The organism is Bradyrhizobium macuxiense (genome assembly GCF_001542415.1).
Classification (GTDB): Bacteria; Pseudomonadota; Alphaproteobacteria; order Rhizobiales; family Xanthobacteraceae; genus Bradyrhizobium; species Bradyrhizobium macuxiense.
This window is the reverse complement of sequence record NZ_LNCU01000010.1, coordinates 42,353-60,134: the sequence shown is the minus strand read 5'-3', so window position 1 is coordinate 60,134 and position 17,782 is coordinate 42,353. Positions and strand designations below refer to the sequence as shown.

The 17,782-nt window shown below is 65.0% G+C and carries 14 protein-coding genes and 2 pseudogenes; 2 read left to right on the top strand and 14 right to left on the bottom strand.

Annotation, left to right across the window (positions count from 1 at the left end):
* Positions 1 to 22: 22 nt before the first annotated feature.
* Positions 23 to 2,716, top strand: a complete 2,694-nt coding sequence (locus AS156_RS01005) for a DUF2339 domain-containing protein (RefSeq protein ID WP_066498777.1) — start codon at positions 23 to 25, stop codon at positions 2,714 to 2,716.
* 25 nt (positions 2,717 to 2,741) lie between these two features.
* On the opposite strand, the gene AS156_RS01000 is transcribed toward AS156_RS01005, so the two are convergent.
* From AS156_RS01000 to AS156_RS40180, 8 genes and pseudogenes are all read right to left on the bottom strand, one after another.
* Positions 2,742 to 2,975, bottom strand: a complete 234-nt coding sequence (locus AS156_RS01000) for a DUF6894 family protein (RefSeq protein ID WP_066498775.1) — start codon at positions 2,973 to 2,975, stop codon at positions 2,742 to 2,744.
* A 144-nt stretch (positions 2,976 to 3,119) separates the two neighbouring features.
* Positions 3,120 to 3,704: a hypothetical protein gene (locus tag AS156_RS00995; RefSeq protein ID WP_066498774.1), complete on the bottom strand. Its 585-nt coding sequence runs from the start codon at positions 3,702 to 3,704 to the stop codon at positions 3,120 to 3,122.
* A 178-nt stretch (positions 3,705 to 3,882) separates the two neighbouring features.
* Positions 3,883 to 4,869 (bottom strand): acrylyl-CoA reductase (NADPH), encoded by a 987-nt coding sequence (gene acuI / locus AS156_RS00990; RefSeq protein WP_066499284.1) that lies wholly within the window; start codon positions 4,867 to 4,869, stop codon positions 3,883 to 3,885.
* Between the two features lie 45 nt (positions 4,870 to 4,914).
* The gene (locus AS156_RS00985) at positions 4,915 to 6,159 is read right to left on the bottom strand and encodes an MFS transporter (protein WP_066498772.1); all 1,245 of its coding nucleotides are present in this window, start codon (positions 6,157 to 6,159) and stop codon (positions 4,915 to 4,917) included.
* Between the two features lie 259 nt (positions 6,160 to 6,418).
* Positions 6,419 to 7,888 (bottom strand): cell wall hydrolase, encoded by a 1,470-nt coding sequence (locus AS156_RS00980; RefSeq protein WP_066498764.1) that lies wholly within the window; start codon positions 7,886 to 7,888, stop codon positions 6,419 to 6,421.
* Between the two features lie 416 nt (positions 7,889 to 8,304).
* Positions 8,305 to 9,417 (bottom strand): annotated as a pseudogene (locus tag AS156_RS43790) (putative PEP-binding protein); the annotation flags it as partial.
* Positions 9,418 to 9,420: 3 nt separating this feature from the next.
* Positions 9,421 to 11,200, bottom strand: a 1,780-nt coding sequence (locus tag AS156_RS43785) for a pyruvate, phosphate dikinase (RefSeq protein ID WP_245312490.1), incomplete at its 3' end; no start/stop codon positions are given.
* Between the two features lie 91 nt (positions 11,201 to 11,291).
* A complete protein-coding gene (locus tag AS156_RS40180; RefSeq protein ID WP_082747267.1) occupies positions 11,292 to 11,447 on the bottom strand; it encodes a DUF3096 domain-containing protein in 156 nt (51 codons plus the stop codon).
* Positions 11,448 to 11,682: 235 nt separating this feature from the next.
* On the opposite strand from AS156_RS40180, the gene AS156_RS00970 reads away from it, so the two are divergent.
* Positions 11,683 to 12,042, top strand: coding sequence for a DUF1236 domain-containing protein (locus AS156_RS00970; RefSeq protein ID WP_066498763.1), 360 nt, complete (start codon positions 11,683 to 11,685; stop codon positions 12,040 to 12,042).
* Positions 12,043 to 12,164: 122 nt separating this feature from the next.
* Here the strand turns inward: AS156_RS00970 and AS156_RS00965 are convergent, their stop codons facing one another.
* The 6 genes and pseudogenes from AS156_RS00965 to AS156_RS43780 form a co-directional block, all read right to left on the bottom strand.
* Positions 12,165 to 13,247, bottom strand: a complete 1,083-nt coding sequence (locus AS156_RS00965) for a hypothetical protein (RefSeq protein WP_066498761.1) — start codon at positions 13,245 to 13,247, stop codon at positions 12,165 to 12,167.
* A gap of 217 nt (positions 13,248 to 13,464) precedes the next feature.
* A complete protein-coding gene (locus AS156_RS00960; protein ID WP_245312511.1) occupies positions 13,465 to 13,899 on the bottom strand; it encodes a class I SAM-dependent methyltransferase in 435 nt (144 codons plus the stop codon).
* A gap of 158 nt (positions 13,900 to 14,057) precedes the next feature.
* Positions 14,058 to 16,154 carry a glycine--tRNA ligase subunit beta gene (gene glyS / locus AS156_RS00955; protein WP_066498759.1) on the bottom strand — a complete coding sequence of 699 codons (2,097 nt, stop codon included), beginning with the start codon at positions 16,152 to 16,154 and terminating at the stop codon, positions 14,058 to 14,060.
* Complete coding sequence (locus tag AS156_RS00950; protein ID WP_066498757.1) at positions 16,154 to 17,089, bottom strand: glycine--tRNA ligase subunit alpha; 936 nt, start codon at positions 17,087 to 17,089, stop codon at positions 16,154 to 16,156. The genes glyS and AS156_RS00950 overlap by 1 nt, the downstream gene beginning before the upstream one ends.
* A gap of 278 nt (positions 17,090 to 17,367) precedes the next feature.
* Positions 17,368 to 17,559: a hypothetical protein gene (locus AS156_RS00945; RefSeq protein WP_066499281.1), complete on the bottom strand. Its 192-nt coding sequence runs from the start codon at positions 17,557 to 17,559 to the stop codon at positions 17,368 to 17,370.
* Between the two features lie 116 nt (positions 17,560 to 17,675).
* Positions 17,676 to 17,782 (bottom strand): annotated as a pseudogene (locus tag AS156_RS43780) (S49 family peptidase); the annotation flags it as partial.

Here is a 17,782-nt window from a genome sequence, read left to right as displayed (position 1 = left end):
GGCGCGCTTTGCCGGAGGCCCAATGTTCTATTCACCATTCGACTTCCTGACGCTGGTCATCGCCATCGTCGCGATCATCTTCGCGCGCAAGGCGCTGAACCAGGTTGCGACGCTGCGCAGCCGGCTGGACGCGATCGAGGCCGCGCCGCCGGCCGCCGCGCGTCCGGTCGCGCCGCCACCGCTGGCACCGCATGAGGAATTCGAGCCGACGCTATCAGCTGCACCGCAGGTCGCCCCGGCACCACCGCCGCTGCCGGAGGCGGCCTCCGTTGCGCCTGATGCACAGGACCAGCCGTCAGCCAGCGCCCCGAGCGCCGCGCCGCCACCATTGCCGCAACCGGCGCCCGGCCTCGAGGAAACCCTCGGCACGCGCTGGGTAGTGTGGATCGGTGGCCTGACGCTCGCGCTCGGCGGCTTCTTCATGGTGCGCTACTCGATCGAGGCCGGCCTGCTCGGCCCCGGCGTGCGCGTGATGCTCGGCGGCCTGTTCGCGCTGGCGCTGCTTGCGGCCGGCGAGTGGACGCGGCGCAAGGAAGACATCTCGAACATCGCGGCGCTGCCGATCGCCAACATCCCGGCGATCCTCACTGCCGCCGGCACCGCGGTGGCATTCGCCACCGTCTATGCCGCCTATGCGCTCTACGACTTCCTCGTGCCGGCAACCGCTTTCATCCTGCTCGGCCTGGTCGCTCTCGGTACGCTCGCAGCCGCGCTGCTGCATGGCCCTGTGCTCGCCGGGCTCGGCATTGTCGGCGCCTTCGTCACGCCGATCCTGGTCTCCTCCGACAAGCCCGACTACTGGTCGCTCTATATCTATCTCGCCGTCGTGACCGCGGCCTCGTTCGGGCTTGCGCGCATCCGGTTGTGGCGCTGGCTGGCAGTGACGACGATCGCCTTTGCGCTGCTGTGGACCTTCCCCTGTCTGCAATGCGGGCCCGACATGGTCGCGCCGCACGCCTTCCACGTCATCGCGGGCTTCGTGCTTGCCGCATTGCTCGTGGTCTGCGGCTTCATGTTCGGCCCCGACGGCGACGGCGAGGAGATCGAGCCGATCTCGTCCGGTTCACTCGCGGCCTATCTGTTCGGCGCGATGGCGATCGTCTTGAGCAGCTTCCATGCCGACGGCGCGATGATCACCTTCGCGCTGCTGGTCGCCGGCAGTCTGGTGGTCGCCTGGCGCGCGCCTGCTGCAGCGGGCGCGATCGGCGCCGCCTCGGCCTTCGTCTTCATCGTGTTCGGCGAATGGGCCGTCCGCCGCAACCTCGACATGCTGGTGCTGCCGGGCGGCGCGATCCCGGGCATCGGCCCGTCCACGACCGATGGTTCGGTCTCGCTGCATCTCATGACCGCAGCGGCCTTTGCGGCTGGGTTCGGCATCGCGGGCTTCCTCGCGCAGATGCGTTTTGCCACGACGAAGCTCAGGGCAACCTGGGCTGCAGCGGCCGTCTTCACGCCAGTCGCGCTGCTCGTCGCGCTCTATGCGCGCATCGCGCATCTGGACCGCTCGATCCCGTTCGCGATCCTCGCCGTGCTGCTTGCGGCGGCCTATGCGGCCGCGACCGAAGTGCTGAGCCGGCGCAGCGAACGGCCGGAGCCGTCGCCCTCGATCGCGCTGTTCGCCACCGGCGCGCTCGCCTCGCTCGCGCTGGCGCTCACCTTCGCGCTCGACAGGGGCCGGCTCACCATCGCGCTGGCGCTGGTATCGATGGGCACGGCATGGCTCTCGGTGCAGCGGCCGATTCCGTTCCTGCGCTGGCTCGCCGCACTCCTGGCCGCCATCGTGGTGCTGCGCATCGGTTACGAGCCGCGGATTGCCGGCGACGCCGTCGGCACCACGCCGATCTTCAACTGGCTGTTGTGGGGTTACGGCATTCCGGCGCTGTCGTTCTGGGCGGGCAGCACCTTCCTGCGCCGCAATGGCGACGACGTCCCGCTGCGGATGGTCGAGTCCGCGGCCATCTTGTTCACGGTGCTGCTCGCCTTCATGGAGATCCGTCACGCCGTCAACGGCGGCGACGTGTATCGCGAGGCCACTGGCCTCACCGAGGTCGCGTTGCAGGTCGGCGTGACGCTAGCGATGGCGATCGGGCTGGAGCGTCTGCGGCTGCGCAGCGGCAGCATCGTTCACAATGTCGGCGCGGTCCTGCTGACCGCCTTCGCCGGGCTTGCCAGCGTGTTCGGACTGCTGGGGCTCGAGAATCCGATGCTGTGGTCCGACGACGTCGGCGGCAGCTTCATCAACCTGCTGCTGCTCGGCTATGCGCTGCCGGCCGTGCTCGCGCTGCTGTTGTCCTATGCGGTAGCGGGTCATCGCCCCGCCGCCTATGGCAACAGCATCGCGGCAGGCGCGCTGATCCTCGCGCTCGCCTACGTGACGTTCGAAATTCGCAGGCTCTATCACGGGCCGGTGCTGACTTACGGCGAGACCACTGACGCAGAGCAGTACACCTACTCGATCGCCTGGCTGATGTTCGGCGTCGTGCTGCTGGGTATTGGTATTCTGGTGAACTCGCAGCGAGCGCGGCTCGCCTCCGCCGCCGTGATCGGCCTGACGATCCTCAAGGCGTTCCTGGTCGACATGTCGACGCTGACCGGCGTCTATCGTGCCCTATCGTTCATGTGCCTGGGCATCGTGCTGGTCGCGATCGGTTGGCTGTACCAGCGGATCCTGTTTCGCAAGCAGGCCCCGCCGCCTGTCCCTCAAGCTGAAGGATAGGCGGAGCTGTGAAGAGCGGCGGGCGTCAGTCGACGGATTCCGCAACGAGGCGGATCCTGAACACGGGCTTGCGGCCTTCGTCGAGCAACTCCATGTGCCACTCGCTGTTCTGCTTCAGATTGCGCGAGATACTGCCAAGGAAGTTGCTGCAGACCTTCGTCATCTCGGACCAGGCCATGTCCCGGTTCTCGAACTCCGTCGCCTGATCGGAGGCGCCGGCGTATTCGCCGTGACTGATCTTGAAAAAATACTGCGCCATAATTCTACTCAAATGCAGGGGCCAACGCCCGACTTTCCGGCGGACGTTGAACATTGAGTAGCTACCAAGGTGTGCAGGCCGCCATCCGTATGACTACGGCTTGGCGACCAATATTCGTGTCAGCGCGAAGATTAACTTGTAGCGTCAATCGGTCGAGCGACGCAATTCCGGCGGGGCCTCGCTCTTGGCCGGTTGGGTCTTGACCGGCTCGAGCTTGTTGCTCTCGACGCGCGGCGTTTCCACGCGTGCCGTCACCTCGGTCGGCGACGCGTCGGCCGAACGTGTCTGCTCGGATCGACGATGGCGCGGCCGCGCCACCGCGCGGGCCATCAGCATCTGTTGGCCGCCTTGGTGACGGAATTCGCAATAGGCAAAGCCCATTCCGGAGACCGAGCCGCGGAAAGTGCGGTCGTCCTGTTTGTCGAGATTGAAGCACGGCTCGAACGGCAGCCCCTTCAGCGAGGCGCAGACGCTCTGGCCGCGGATCTGCAAGGTGTTGCCCGGCAGGCGCACATGTCGGATCGGCCCGGAGCCGGAGAACTGGATCGAACCTGCCGCGCCCATGTCGTCGAGGATACGGCCGGCACCGCGGGTGCCATCGAAGCAGGTGAAGGCGAAAACCTTGCCTGCGACGAACTTGCGGGCCTCGTCGGCGGTCATCATGCCTGCGAACGCCGGCACGACCATGGCTCCGGCCGTGACGGCCCCCAAAATCAAACGCGCAAGCATGCAGCTACTCCAACTTACGAGCGCGGGCTCCCGCTCCTTGTATGCGCACGATCCCCACACAGGCGCCATCGACATCTGCGCGAGGCCCCCAGATCATGCTGCAGGTCTCTTTACCCGCTGCTTACCATACCAACAGTGGCAACATTGGAGCAGCTTGGTTGGTAAAGTCTGAACGCCCTCAGACTATTTTTACCACGACCCGGCCGCGGACCTCGCCACCGAGGATTTTCGGGCCGTAGCCGATGACCTCGTCCAAGGCGATTTCGCGAGTGATATCAGCCAGTTTTACCTTGTCCAGATCGCTGGCAAGACGGCGCCAGGCGGTCCTTCGCAATTCGATCGGGCACATCACTGAATCGATGCCGAGAAGGCACACTCCCCGCAAAATGAAGGGCGCGACCGACGTCGGCAAATCCATACCGGCTGCGAGACCACAGGCTGCGACGGCACCGCCATAACGCGTCATGGACACCAGATTCGCCAGCGTAGTTGACCCGACGCTGTCGATGCCGCCGGCCCAGCGCTCCTTCGCCAGCGGCTTGGCCGGGCCCGACAGTTCGGCGCGGTCGATCACCTCGGAGGCGCCAAGACCCTTCAGATAGTCGGTCTCCGACACCCGCCCGGTCGAGGCGATAACGTGGTAGCCGAGCTTCGACAGCACCGCGATCGCGACCGAGCCGACGCCGCCGGCGGCACCCGTCACCACGACCGGGCCGCTTTTCGGGGTGAGGCCATGCTTCTCCAGCGCCAGCACCGACAGCATCGCGGTATAGCCGGCGGTGCCGACCGCCATCGCATCCCGCGCCGAAATGCCATCGGGCAGCCGTACCAGCCAGTCGCCCTTGACGCGGGCCTTCTCGGCATAGGCGCCGAGATGGGTCTCGCCCATGCCCCAGCCGTTGCAGACGACCTTGTCGCCCGCCTTCCAGTCGGGATGGCCGGATTGCTCGACGATGCCGGCGAAGTCGATCCCGGCGATCATCGGGAACCGGCGCACCACCGGCGCCTTGCCGGTCAGTGCGAGGCCGTCCTTGTAGTTCAGCGTCGACCACTCGACCCGCACCGTGACGTCGCCATCCATCAGCTCGGCATCGTCGAATTGCGTGAGTGCGGCGGTGGTACCCTTGTCCGCCTTGTCGATCCTGATTGCCTTGAACGTTGCCACGATGTGCACTCCCCGAAATCCTGGTTTCGGGGAATGTTTAACCCATCAGGCAGGCTGCGCAACCGGGCGAGCGACCGGGGCTTCGACGATCGGCAGATTGATCAGGGCCGACAGCACGCCGAACAGGATCGAAAGCCACCAGATCGGCGTGTAGGAACCAAACCGCTCGAACGCGACGCCGCCGAGCCACACGCCGAGGAAGCCGCCTACCTGATGGCTGACGAAGGCGAAGCCGTAGAGCGTGGAAAACCAGCGCGTGCCGAACATCAACGCCACCAGCGCCGAGGTCGGCGGCACGCTGGACAGCCACAACAGCCCCGACACGGCGCCGAATGCGATCGCCGAGAATGGCGTGACCGGGAACGAGATGAAGGCAACGGTCGCGAGCGCGCGCGTGAAGTAGATCGCGGAGAGCAGGTAGCGCTTCGGAAAGTAGTTCTGCAGCCAGCCGACGCTGAGCGAGCCGACGATGTTGAACAGGCCGATCGCCGCAACCACCCAACCACCGGTCGAAGCCGAAATGCCGCGATCGGCGAGATAGGCCGGCAGATGGATGGTGATGAAAGCAAGCTGGAAGCCGCAGGTGAAGAAGCCGAGCACCAGCAGCACGTAGGATCGATGACCGAAGGCTTCGGCCAGCGCGGTCTTGAACGACTGCTGGTCGGCGGCCGGAACGTTGCCCGTTTTGGCCGGCGGCGTCGCGAGCGCCAGCGACAGCGGCAGGATCAGCAGCATCAACGCGCTGAACACGACAAGCGCGGTCTGCCAGCCGAAATTGTCGATCAGGGCCACGCCGAATGGCGCGAACAGAAACTGGCCGAACGAGCCCGCCGCAGTACCCGCGCCAAGCGCGATGCCGCGCCGCTCGGGCGGCAACAGCTTGCTGAAGGCGGCCAGCACGAGGTTGAACGACGAGCCTGACAGGCCGAAACCGATCAGCACGCCGGCGCTGAAGTCGAGCGACAACGGCGTTGTCGCGTAACGCATCAACAACAGGCCCGCCGCATACAGCAAGGCGCCGACGATCATCACGCGCAGCAGGCCGAAGCGATCGGCGATCGCGCCGGCGATCGGCTGGCCAAGGCCCCACAACAAGTTTTGGAATGCGATCGCGAGGCCGAAGACATCTCGGCCCCAGGCGAATTCGCGCCCCATTGGCTGCACGAAGAAGCCGAGGCTGGAGCGCGGACCAAAGCTGAGCAGCGCGATCGCGCAACCGCAGACGATGATCACGAGCGGCGTGCGCCACGTGCTCGACGCCGGACGAAGGTCCCCGGTGGTTACAGCCATCTGATCTTTCCCCGCGACTGCCGGCGCACGGCAACCGTCCCGCGCGCAACGTTACGGGCAGTTAATGCAGATGCATGAAAACCCCAAGGGGGACGGGAGAAAAATCTTCGCCTGCAGGGCTGCCCTGCGAAATCGGAAAGCATGATGAACGTCATTTCCAGGACGCGCGCCCCGGAATCCGGAATTGCCAGTATGTCGGCAACAGGATCGAGAGCCCCCGATGCGCTGCGCATATGGGGTCGGGTCATCCGCGAAGAGCCTAGCGCTTCGCGCTGGCCTGCTCGGCTGAGCTCTGCGCAGCCTCGGCGAGCTCGGCCGATATCTCTGCGGTTTCTGCCGGATTCCCCCACTTCGGCGCATCGCTGCCGTCGCCCCAGGCGCGCGGCCGATAGAAGGTGTGGACGCCGAACTTGTAGGTCTTCTTCATCTCGCTGACCCAGGACGGCCGCACCCAATAGGCATGGTAGTGGGTCGAGCGGTTGACCTCCGGCAGCCACAATTTGCCGTCGAGCATCGCCGACGCGATCTTCTTCGCACGGTCCCACATGTCAGGCTCGCGCACGACGTCTGGAATGTTGTCGCAGGCGAAGGTGAACTGGCAGGCGAAACGGCGGTTCTTGTTCTGGTAGACGACGCCGCACACGGTCTCCGGATATTTGCCGGAGAAGACGCGGTTCATCACCACCTGAGCCACCGCGATCTGGCCACGTACGGCTTCGCCGCGCGCTTCGAAATAGACTGCCTCCGCCAGGCATTTCTCCGACTTGGCGCGCGACTTCGCGTCGAACAGGCCGAGCCGCTCCGCCGGAGTCTTGGCGCGCTGGTTGTCGGCATTGACCTGCCCCTTCGGCGCGATGCTCTCGCCCATCTCGCCGGCCTTGACCGGCCCGTCGGCATCGACGGGCAATGACGTCATCACCTTCATGTCGGGATCCGGCGGCGCGGCCGGAGTCACGATCACCGGCTCCTCGCCGGGCAGCCAGCGCTCGATGTTCTCCGGCGAGCCGAGCGACGAACCAAAGAACAGGCTCGCCGTCTGGAACGAGAACGGATCGCTCGGTGCGGCTCCGCTGGCGGCGGGTGCCGGAGCCGCGGGCGCGGGCTTCAAATCGTCGAGCGGGTCGGCCTCGAGCGAAAGAGACACATCGTATTGCGGCAGCGATGACGTCGAATATTGCGGCAGCGGCGGCGCACGCAGCGCCTCCTGCAATTCAGGATCGAGCGGTGCGTTCTCGGCCGGCGCCTTGTCGGTCGTCTTCATGCCCTTGACCGACGAATTGGACGTTGCCGGATCCTCGTTCGGCGGTACGGCATTGGCGGGCGCGGCCGGATCCGGCTTTGCGACCACGAGACGATCGCCCTTCAGCGTGCGATCGACCTTGGGAAAATCGGATGCCTGGTAACGCGGCGGCGGCGCCGCGATCGGATTGCGCGTCACCGCCCCGGAGATATCGATGCCCTGATTATCGAGCCTTGCGAGCAGAAGCGTCGGCGCTTGCGGCGCGGATGTGCCGATCGGACGGCCGAAGCTGTAGGTGGCGACCTGGATGGAACCGACGGCGGACGCGAACACGCGCTTCTGCCAGCGCTCCGCGACGCCCGGCTGGCGGGCCAGCAGCGAGGCGATATCCTGATATCCGATCTCGGTCGGCATCAAAGCGAAGATGCTGAGACCGAGACCGAAGAGCGCAAGCCGTGCGCTCTTCGGCTGGTTACGCAACACAAACATCGTACGCTCACGCAACGCTTACAGAGTGCGATCGAACGCAGCAGACGCGCGCAATTCGATCCTTTTTGTAGCTAACCTGTTTAGGTTGCCGCGGAGTTAATCGGCGTTGCACGCGCGCTACACTCAAGCGGTCGTGGATTTTCGCGAGGTCACATCGCGCGCCTTGGTAAATGCGCGGCGCACGAAAGTCGTAAATGTCGCGTCAACGAAGATGGTGAACGAAGTGTTGAGGCGCATAACCGTCAATTCGATCGTCATTGCGAGCGCAGCGAAGCAATCCATCGCTCAACGCACGCGGAAGGATGGATTGCTTCGTCGCTTTCGCTCTTCGCAATGACGATGTCGGCAGCCCTCCAGAAACGAAGATGCCCGGGACAAGCCTGGGCATGACATCGCTTGGTTCGCCGTCAGAGGCGTTACGCCTGGCTCGCGATCGCCTTGCCGAGCGCGGCCTGCGCGGCGGCGAGGCGTGCGATCGGCACGCGATAGGGCGAGCAGGACACGTAGTCGAGGCCGACCTCGTGGCAGAACGCCACCGACGCCGGATCGCCGCCGTGCTCGCCGCAGATCCCGACCTTCAGGCTCGGGCGCGTCTTGCGGCCGCGCGTGACGCCGATCCGGACGAGCTCGCCGACGCCGTCGCGATCGACCGAGATGAACGGATCGATCTCGAGAATGCCCTTGGCGACATAGGTGCCGAGGAAGCTCGCGGCGTCGTCGCGGCTGATGCCGTAGGTGGTCTGCGTCAGGTCGTTGGTGCCGAACGAGAAGAACTCCGCGGTCTCCGCCACCTGGCCCGCCATCAGGCAGGCGCGCGGCAGCTCGATCATGGTGCCGACCTGGTAGCTCAGCTTGACGCCGGTCTCCTTCATCACGGCATTGGCGGTCGCATCGATGCGCGCCTTGACGAGATCGAACTCGGCCTTGGTCGCGATCAGCGGCACCATCACCTCGAGACCGACCGGCTTGCCGGTGCGCTTGCCGGCTTCGACGGCCGCCTCGAAGATCGCGCGCGCCTGCATCTCGGCGATTTCAGGGTAGGCGATCGCCAGACGGCAGCCGCGGAAGCCGAGCATCGGGTTGAACTCGGACAGCTCACGGGCACGATCGGCGAGCTTGCGCGGATCGGTGTTCATCGCGCGCGCCACTTCCTCGATCTCGGCCTGCGTGTGCGGCAGGAACTCGTGCAGTGGCGGATCAAGCAGGCGGATCGTGACGGGCAGGCCCTTCATGATCTCGAACAGCTCGACGAAGTCGGCGCGCTGCATCGGCAGCAGCTTCGACAGCGCGGCACGGCGCGACTGCTCGTCCTCGGAGAGGATCATCTCGCGCACGGTGCGGATGCGGGTCTCCTCGAAGAACATGTGCTCGGTGCGGCAGAGGCCGATGCCTTCGGCGCCGAACTTCACCGCGGTGCGCGCGTCATCGGGCGTGTCGCCGTTGACGCGGACGCCGAGCTTGCGGACCTGGTCGGCCCAGCCCATCAGCGTGCCGAACTCGCCGGACAGCTCCGGCTCGATCATCGGCATNNNGCATGCGGCCGGCCAGCACCTGGCCGACCGAGCCGTCGATGGTGATGACATCGCCGGTCTTGAAGGTGCGCTGACCCACGCTCATAGTGCCGCGACCGTAATCGACGCGGATGGTGCCGCAGCCGGAGACGCAGGGCTTGCCCATGCCGCGGGCGACCACCGCCGCGTGCGACGTCATGCCGCCGCGCGTGGTCAGGATGCCCTCGGCGGCGTGCATGCCGTGGATGTCTTCCGGGCTGGTCTCGATGCGGACCAGGATGACCTTGCGGCCATCGGCCTGCAGCTTGGCCGCTTCATCCGAGGAGAACACGATCTCGCCCGAGGCGGCGCCGGGCGAAGCCGGCAGACCGGTCGCGATCACGTCGCGCTTGGCCGCCGGATCGATGGTCGGATGCAGCAGCTGATCGAGCGAAGCCGGATCGATCCGCGTCACCGCGTCCTTCTTGGAGATCAGGCCTTCATTGGCGAGCTCGACGGCGATGCGCAGCGCGGCCTTCGCGGTGCGCTTGCCGCCGCGGGTCTGCAGCATCCACAGCTTGCCCTGCTCGACCGTGAACTCCATGTCCTGCATGTCGCGGTAGTGCTTCTCCAGCAGCGTGTAGATCCGCGTCAGTTCCTTGAACGCCTGGGGCATCGCGGCTTCCATCGACGCCTTGTCGGAGCCGCTTTCCTGGCGTGCTTCCTCGGTGATGTCCTGCGGCGTGCGGATGCCGGCAACGACGTCCTCGCCCTGCGCATTGATCAGGAACTCGCCGTAGAGCTTGCTCTCGCCGGTCGAGGGGTTGCGCGTGAAGGCAACGCCGGTCGCCGACGTCTCGCCCATGTTGCCGAACACCATCGCCTGCACGTTGACGGCGGTGCCCCAGGACTCCGGAATGTCGTGCAGCTTGCGGTAGGTCACCGCGCGCGCGTTCATCCAGGACGAAAACACCGCGCCGATCGCGCCCCACAGCTGGTCGTGCGGATCCTGCGGGAAGTCGTGGCCGGTTTCCTTCGCCACCGCTTCCTTGTACTTGCCGACCAGTTCGACCCAGTCGTCGCCGGTCAGGTCGGTGTCGAGTGAATAGCCCTGGCTGTCCTTGAAGGTGTCGAGGATGTCCTCGAAGTGATGATGCTCGAAGCCGAGCACCACGTCCGAATACATCGTGATGAAGCGGCGGTAGCTGTCATAGGCAAAGCGGCGGTCGCCGGAGAGCTCGGCGAGCGCTTCGACCGTCCGGTCGTTGAGACCGAGATTGAGCACGGTGTCCATCATGCCCGGCATCGAGGCACGTGCGCCGGAGCGGACCGAGACGAGCAGCGGGTTCTTGGTATCGCCGAACGACTTGCCGGTCAGCTTGCCGACATAGTCGAGCGCCTTCTCGACCTGCGCCTTCAACTCCTTCGGGTAGGACTTGCCGTGCTCGTAGAAATAGGTGCAGACCGAGGTCGGAATGGTGAAACCGGGAGGCACCGGCAGACCGAGATTGGCCATCTCCGCGAGATTGGCACCCTTGCCGCCGAGCAGATCGCGCAAGGTCGCCTGGCCCTCGGCCTTGCCGTCACCGAACGTATAGACCCACTTGCCCGCCTTGATTGCAGCGGGCGCAGTCTTCGCGGCCGGCGCCTTGCTGGCAGGCTTTGCCACCGGCTTGGCGGCGGTTTTCGGGGCGCTCTTCTTCAGGACCTTGCGTGCCTGCGGCACGGCCTTGCGGGCCGGCGCGGAGGGCTTTGATTTCGCTGCTATTTTCTCGGTAGTTTTCACGACAGTTTTCTTGGACTTCGCGACGGCTTTGGCCATGTCAGACAACAATCCGAAAAGAGGGGTCGAAGATGCGCGCCTTACACCATTTTGAGGGGTCCCGCGCAAGCCGCGAAACCCCGCTTTCCCGCTACATGTGCAGCCACCGAAGGAGGCCCATCCCGACCAGTCCGGTGAAGATGAGGTAGATGGCTACAATGAAGTTGAGGAGCCGCGGCATGATCAGGATCAATATGCCTGCGATCAAAGCCACGATAGCAGGCACATGCGCAGCGGTGATGACCATTGAAGTTTCTCCGGCTGAGATTTGAAGATCGAATCGAGGGCGGCAGTTTATCGGCTGGCGATGTTCCGACATCAAGACGCCCGTCGCGCCAACAGGTTCCCTTCCTCACGAAATTTGCCCGAAAATGCCGCGTATATGACAGCGGTTTTTCCGGAACATCGACGCGCAGGATGCATTGGCTCCCAGTGCGCGCTGGCGAATGCCGGCGTCTTGCAACATGAAAATGGAGCGAGCCATGCGAAACAGAATAATTGCCGTTGCAGCCATTGCCGCTGCGATCACGGTACCGGCTGTTGCCGCACAGGCCCAGACTGTCGGCGTCGTCCGCGGTGGTCCTCCGGTCGCAGTCGACGAGGACGGGGGAATCGCGGTCGAGCAGCGTCCGGCGTTCCGCGAATACATCGTGCGCGAGCGCGTTCCGAATTACACCATTCCGGATCGCGTCGTGGTCGGCACCGTGCTGCCGGAGATGGGCGTGACTTATTACGACGTGCCGCAACGCTTCGGTGCGACACCCTATCGCTACACGGTCGTGAACGGCGAGACCGTGCTGGTCGAACCGCGCTCGCGTCGCATCGTTCAGGTGGTCGATTAATGCACTAGCCTGAACGATCAGTCCGGGCCCGCGCAAGCGGATGTGCGCGAAGATCGAGCCGGACCAGAAAGCCCTGCCTGACCTCCCCTCAGGCAGGGCTTTTCTGTTGCGCGTTGTCCTGCTCAGGACTTGAGGATCGAGAGCAGCGTCGAGGTCGACTTGTAGCTCTTGATCGCGGCATCCTGGAAATCCGGCGTCCAGTTGGCCGCCTGCCGTTCTTCCGAGCTCATGGAGGAATACTGCTTGAGAATGCCGAGGCTGAACTGGCGCGGATCGCCGGCCGACAGGCTCTGCTTCAAGGAATCCAGCACGGCGAGCCGCGTCCGCGTGTTGAGTTCCTGCTTGGCCGCGTAGATCTCCTCGACGGAGAACTTCTTGTCCTGGTTCAGCGAGATCGCCGAGAGCGAGCGGTTGTCGAGCGAAGACAGATCGGCCAATTGTCCGGTCTTGCGCCTGGCATCGTAGACCAGTTCCTTGCCGTTGCTTGCCGCCTCGCCCTTCTGCCGGTCGAGGAACGCGCGCACGTCGCTCGCGACGCTGCTGAAGTCGCGGCTGTTGCCCTTCGCGGGAGGCGCGGTCCCCGCCAGTGCGGCGGCGATCGGGTCTCCGGTTATGCCTGACGGCGCCTTGGTCGGATCCTGCTGCGTCGCCTGATAGCCCTTCAGCACCGCGGCGCGCTGGCTGGCCCACGTTGCGGTGGCCTTCTCTTCCGCACTCGCGCCATCGAGATAATCGAGCGCCGCCTCGTAGCTGACGCTGTAGTCGCCGGTCAGGCGCGTGGTCGCAAGCGACGGCGCCAGCGCCGCATCGAAGCGCTGCTTCAATTCGCCGGCGGCGACCGCCTGCTCGTCCGGCGTGAATTTGCCGCCATTGTTGGTCGAGATCGCGAACAGCGAACGGCGGTCCAGCGACGAGAGGTCGACGGTCGTTTTGCCGTCGACGATCGGGCCTTTCACGCCGGCAACCGTATAGACACGATCGAGCGTGGTGCGCGCATCGCTGGTGACGGTCGCGAAGTCGGGCAGCGGCGCCTTGGCGAGCTGCGCGCGGGCAGCGTCCGACAGCGTCAGCGTGGTCGCCGAGTTGGGCGCCGAGAGATCGCCGGCCGTGCCGTCGCCGGACAGCGTCGCGGAGAGCGACGGCGTCGCCGCAGCCCGCGCATAGGCCGAGGCATAGGGATTGAGCGCGGTGCCGATCGAGGTCATCGGAAAGGTCCCTGCATTGGCGCGAGGGCGACTTCTTAAGAAATCGTTGATCTGTCAGGACCTTGGCAGGGCATGGTTAACAAATTGCAAATTGTGTCGGAATATTTCCAATGATTGCTTAGGAGCGTTTTCGAGCGAAGCGGATACCGGTTCGTGTGAAGAAAACGCGTCAAAACAAAAAGCTAGAGCCCCGTTCCGATCCAATCGGAACGGGGCTCTAGGAGCCCTTCCGGACGACGATGCGGTGAATGACCTTGCCGGAGGATGCGCTGACGATCTCCTGGTCGAGCAGCCTCTCCGCGGCCGCCAGTTCGGCCCGCACTTCGGCCGCGTCGAACGCGGCATAGAGCCGGCCGTGCGCATCGCGCAGATCGTCTCCGGCGGTCACCCGCCAGCTCAGATAGAAGATGCCGCCGGGCCTCACGATATCGAGCATGCGGCGGACCGACGGCGCGATCAGCGCGTGGTCGAGATGCATGATCACGGTCTCGCACAGCACATTGTCAAAGCTACCGGGCGCGATGCCCTTCAGTTCAGGCAGTTCGGCGTGCGTGAAGCGCAACTGCGGATAGCGCGCGCGAGCTTCGGCCAGCAAGCCTTCGGAGGCGTCGTACCCTTCGGCAGGAAAACCGTTGGCGCTCAGCCATGCCACCTCGCGGCCGCTGCCGCAGCCGATATCGGCGGNCCGCCCCTGATGAAGAAGCGCGTGACGATCTCTTGCAAGTCGACCGGCGCCGGCTGGTCGTGCCAGTCCTGCGCAAACGCCGCCGCCTCCTTGTCGTAAGCGACGAGCGTTGCGCGGTCCATCGATCAGCCCTCGATCCTGGAGAAGTCCGCAACCGCGCGCGTCGCGGCGCGGATCTCGTTGAGCAGCTTCAGGCGGTTTTCGCGCACCTTCGGGTCATCGTCATTGACCTTGACCTTGTCGAAGAACGCATCGACCGCCGGGCGAAGTTTTGCCATCGCACTCATCGCGGCGGCAAAGTCCTCCTTGGCGACCGCGGTGGAGGCTTCACTCTTCACCTGGTCGATCGCCTTCGCCAGCGCCTTCTCTTCATCGAGCCTGTACAGCGCGGCATCGGGCGCGCCATCGAAGGTCCGCTTGTCCCTCTTTTCCTCGATCGCGAGGATATTGCTGGCGCGCTTGGTGCCTGCGAGCAGGTTCTTGCCGTCATCGCTGTCGAGGAATTTGCCGAGCGCCTCGACGCGGCGCACGACGAGCAGGAGATCGTCCTGTCCGCCGAGCGAGAACACGGCATCGACGAGATCGTGACGTGCTCCCTGATCGCGGAGCTGGACCTTCAGGCGGTCGGCGAAGAAGGCAAGCAGATCGTTCGGCACCGCTTCGGCATCGGCCTTGGTCGACAGCCCAAGCAAAGCCGATTTGGCGGTGTTCAGGACCGGCAGGCGCAGCGTGTTCTCGATGATCAGCCTGATCACGCCCAGCGCCGCGCGACGCAGCGCGTACGGGTCCTTCGATCCCGTCGGCTTCTCATCGATCGCCCAGAACCCCGCCAGCGTGTCGAGCTTGTCCGCCAGAGCCACCGCAATGCTCACCGGATCCGTCGGCACGCGATCGGTCGGCCCCTGCGGCTTCCAATGCTCCTCGCTCGCGGTAGCGACGGATACATCCTCGCCCTGCGCCAACGCGTAATACTTGCCCATCAAGCCTTGCAGCTCGGGGAATTCGCCGACCACTTCGGTCAGCAGATCCGCCTTCGCGAGGCGCGCGGCGCGCCTGGTCTTCTCGACATCGGCGCCGACCAGCGGCGCGATCTCGGCGGCGAGCCGCTCGATCCGCTTGATCCGCTCGGCCTGGGTGCCGAGCTTCTCGTGGAATACGATCTGCTCGAACTTCGGCAGCCGGGCTTCCAACTTCGTCTTGAGGTCGGTCTCGTAGAAGAACTTCGCGTCCGACAAGCGCGGCCGGATCACGCGTTCGTTGCCGGCGACGATGGTCTTGCCGCCGTCGGGCGCCTCGATATTGGCGGTCAGCACGAACTTGTTGGTCAGCTTGCCCGTCTTGGGGTCCTTGACCACAAAGCACTTCTGGTTGTTGCGGATGGTGGCGCGGATCACCTCGTCGGGGATCGACAAAAATTCCTTCTCGAACGATCCCATCATCACGACGGGCCATTCGACAAGGCCGGAGACCTCGTCGAGCAGCACCTGATCCTCGACCAGCTCGAGGCCTTGCGCGAACGCCAGCTCCTTGGCGTCATCGAGGATGATGTCCTTGCGCGCCTGCGGATCGAGGATGACCTTCGCCGCCTTCAGCTTGGCCTCGTAATCCTCGAATCGGCGCACCGGGATCGCTCCCGGCGCCATGAAGCGATGGCCATAGGTGGTCTGCCCGGCCTCGATGCCGTCGACGGAGAACTTCACGACATCGGGCTCTTCGGTCTCGAGCCCGAAGGTCGCAGTGATGGCATGCAGCGGGCGCACCCAGGTCAGCGAGCCTGACTTGGCCGAGCGCGCACCCCAGCGCATCGATTTCGGCCAGGGGAAGGTGCGGATGATCACCGGCAGTATCTCCGCGATCACGTCGATCGCGGGGCGGCCGGGCTTCTCGATCAGCGCGATGTAGAAGTCGCCCTTTGCATCTTTCTGGACCTTTGCCTCATCGAGCGACTTGAGACCAGTCGCTTTCAGAAAGCCCTGCACCGCCGCATCCGGGGCACCGATCTTTGGGCCGCGACGTTCAGTCTTCAGGTCGGGCTGGCGCACGGGAATGCCGTGCACGGTGAGCGCAAGCCGCCGCGGCGTCGCGAAAGCTTTCGCGCCTTCATAGACGAGACCTTCGGCGACGAGCTTGTCGGTCACCATGCGGCGCAGATCGTCCGCCGCCTTCGCCTGCATGCGTGCGGGGATTTCTTCGGAGAACAGTTCGAGGAGAAGATCGGGCATCAGACCGCCCTGCCCGTTTCAGTATGGATCCATGCCTCGCCGCAAGCCTTTGCGAGCTCGCGCACGCGCGCGATGTAGCTCTGGCGCTCCGTCACCGAGATGACGCCGCGGGCGTCGAGCAGGTTGAACACGTGGCTCGCCTTGATGCACTGGTCGTAGGCCGGCAAGGCCATCAGATGTTCCTTCGTGTTACCGCCCTCACGCCAGCCGGCGGCGAGATATTTGCGGCAGGCGTCCTCCGCCATCCTGAACTGCTCGAACAGCATCGCGGTGTCGGCAACTTCGAAATTGTGCCGCGAGTATTCCTGCTCGGCCTGCAGGAAGACGTCGCCATAGGTGACCTTCTCCGCGCCCTCGCGGCCGTTGAAGTTGAGGTCGTAGACGCGGTCGACACCCTGCACATACATCGCGAGACGCTCGAGCCCGTAGGTGAGTTCGCCCGCGACCGGCGCGCATTCGACACCGGCGACCTGCTGGAAGTAGGTGAACTGCGACACCTCCATGCCGTCGCACCAGCACTCCCAGCCGAGGCCCCAGGCGCCCAGCGTCGGGCTCTCCCAGTCGTCCTCGACGAAGCGGATGTCATGCACGGCGGAATCGATGCCGATCGCGGCGAGCGACTTCAGGTACAATTCCTGAAGGTTCGGCGGCGACGGCTTCATGATCACCTGGAACTGGTAGTAGTGCTGCAGCCGGTTGGGGTTTTCGCCGTAGCGGCCGTCCTTGGGCCGCCGCGACGGCTGCACATAGGCCGCATTCCAGGGCTTCGGCCCGAGCGCGCGCAGCGTGGTGGCGGGATGGAAGGTGCCGGCGCCCATTTCCATGTCGTAGGGCTGCAGGATGACGCAACCCTGCTCGGCCCAGAAGTGCTGGAGAGCCAGGATGAAGCCCTGGAACGATCGTTCCGGGCGCATGTGGTCAGGCAGGGCGTCCATCGTCAGTACAGGTCTCGCGAGGGGGGTGTGAAGCGCGCGAGACCGTATCGGCGACGGCCAATGGAATCAAGGCGATGGGCGGTGTTTCCGTCACCTCTTACCTCGCCCCGCTTGCGGGGAGAGGTCGAAATTCGCGCACAGCGCGAATTTCGGGTGAGGGGGATTCTCCGCGAACTCACGTTTATCGATTCTGCGGAAGCAGCCCCTCACCCCCGCCCTCTAAGAGCGAGCTTCGCTCGTCTCGACCCCGCAAGAGCGGGGCGAGGGAGATCCGAGCCCTAGCCCGGGCGATAGGCCCCGGTCACGGGGTCGCGGCGCAGGGTCTTGATTTCGCTCGCACGCGCGGTCTCGGCCACGCGCTCGAGCCGCGCCTCTTCCAGTTCCTGGTTGATCCGGACGGCGGTCCTGTACGCCCAGCGGACCACGGCCAGGCCACCCAGGACGCCTGCAAATGCGATCAGCGGCGGCATCGGTCGATCCTTGTCGTTCACGTCGATCAGGCCCCCAATGACTAGTATTCTCCCTTAACCCGGCTCGAGCCGCAATCGCACTTTTAGGGCTAAATGGCGCGCTCAAATCCACGTGTTCAGAACCCGAATCTGGCCCAAATCGCCCTGGTTTCCAGCGCCGAGATCAATTCGTCCGGCAGGCCGCCGATCCCGTCCAAAGCCGCCAGTGCCCCCGGGGCCCGCC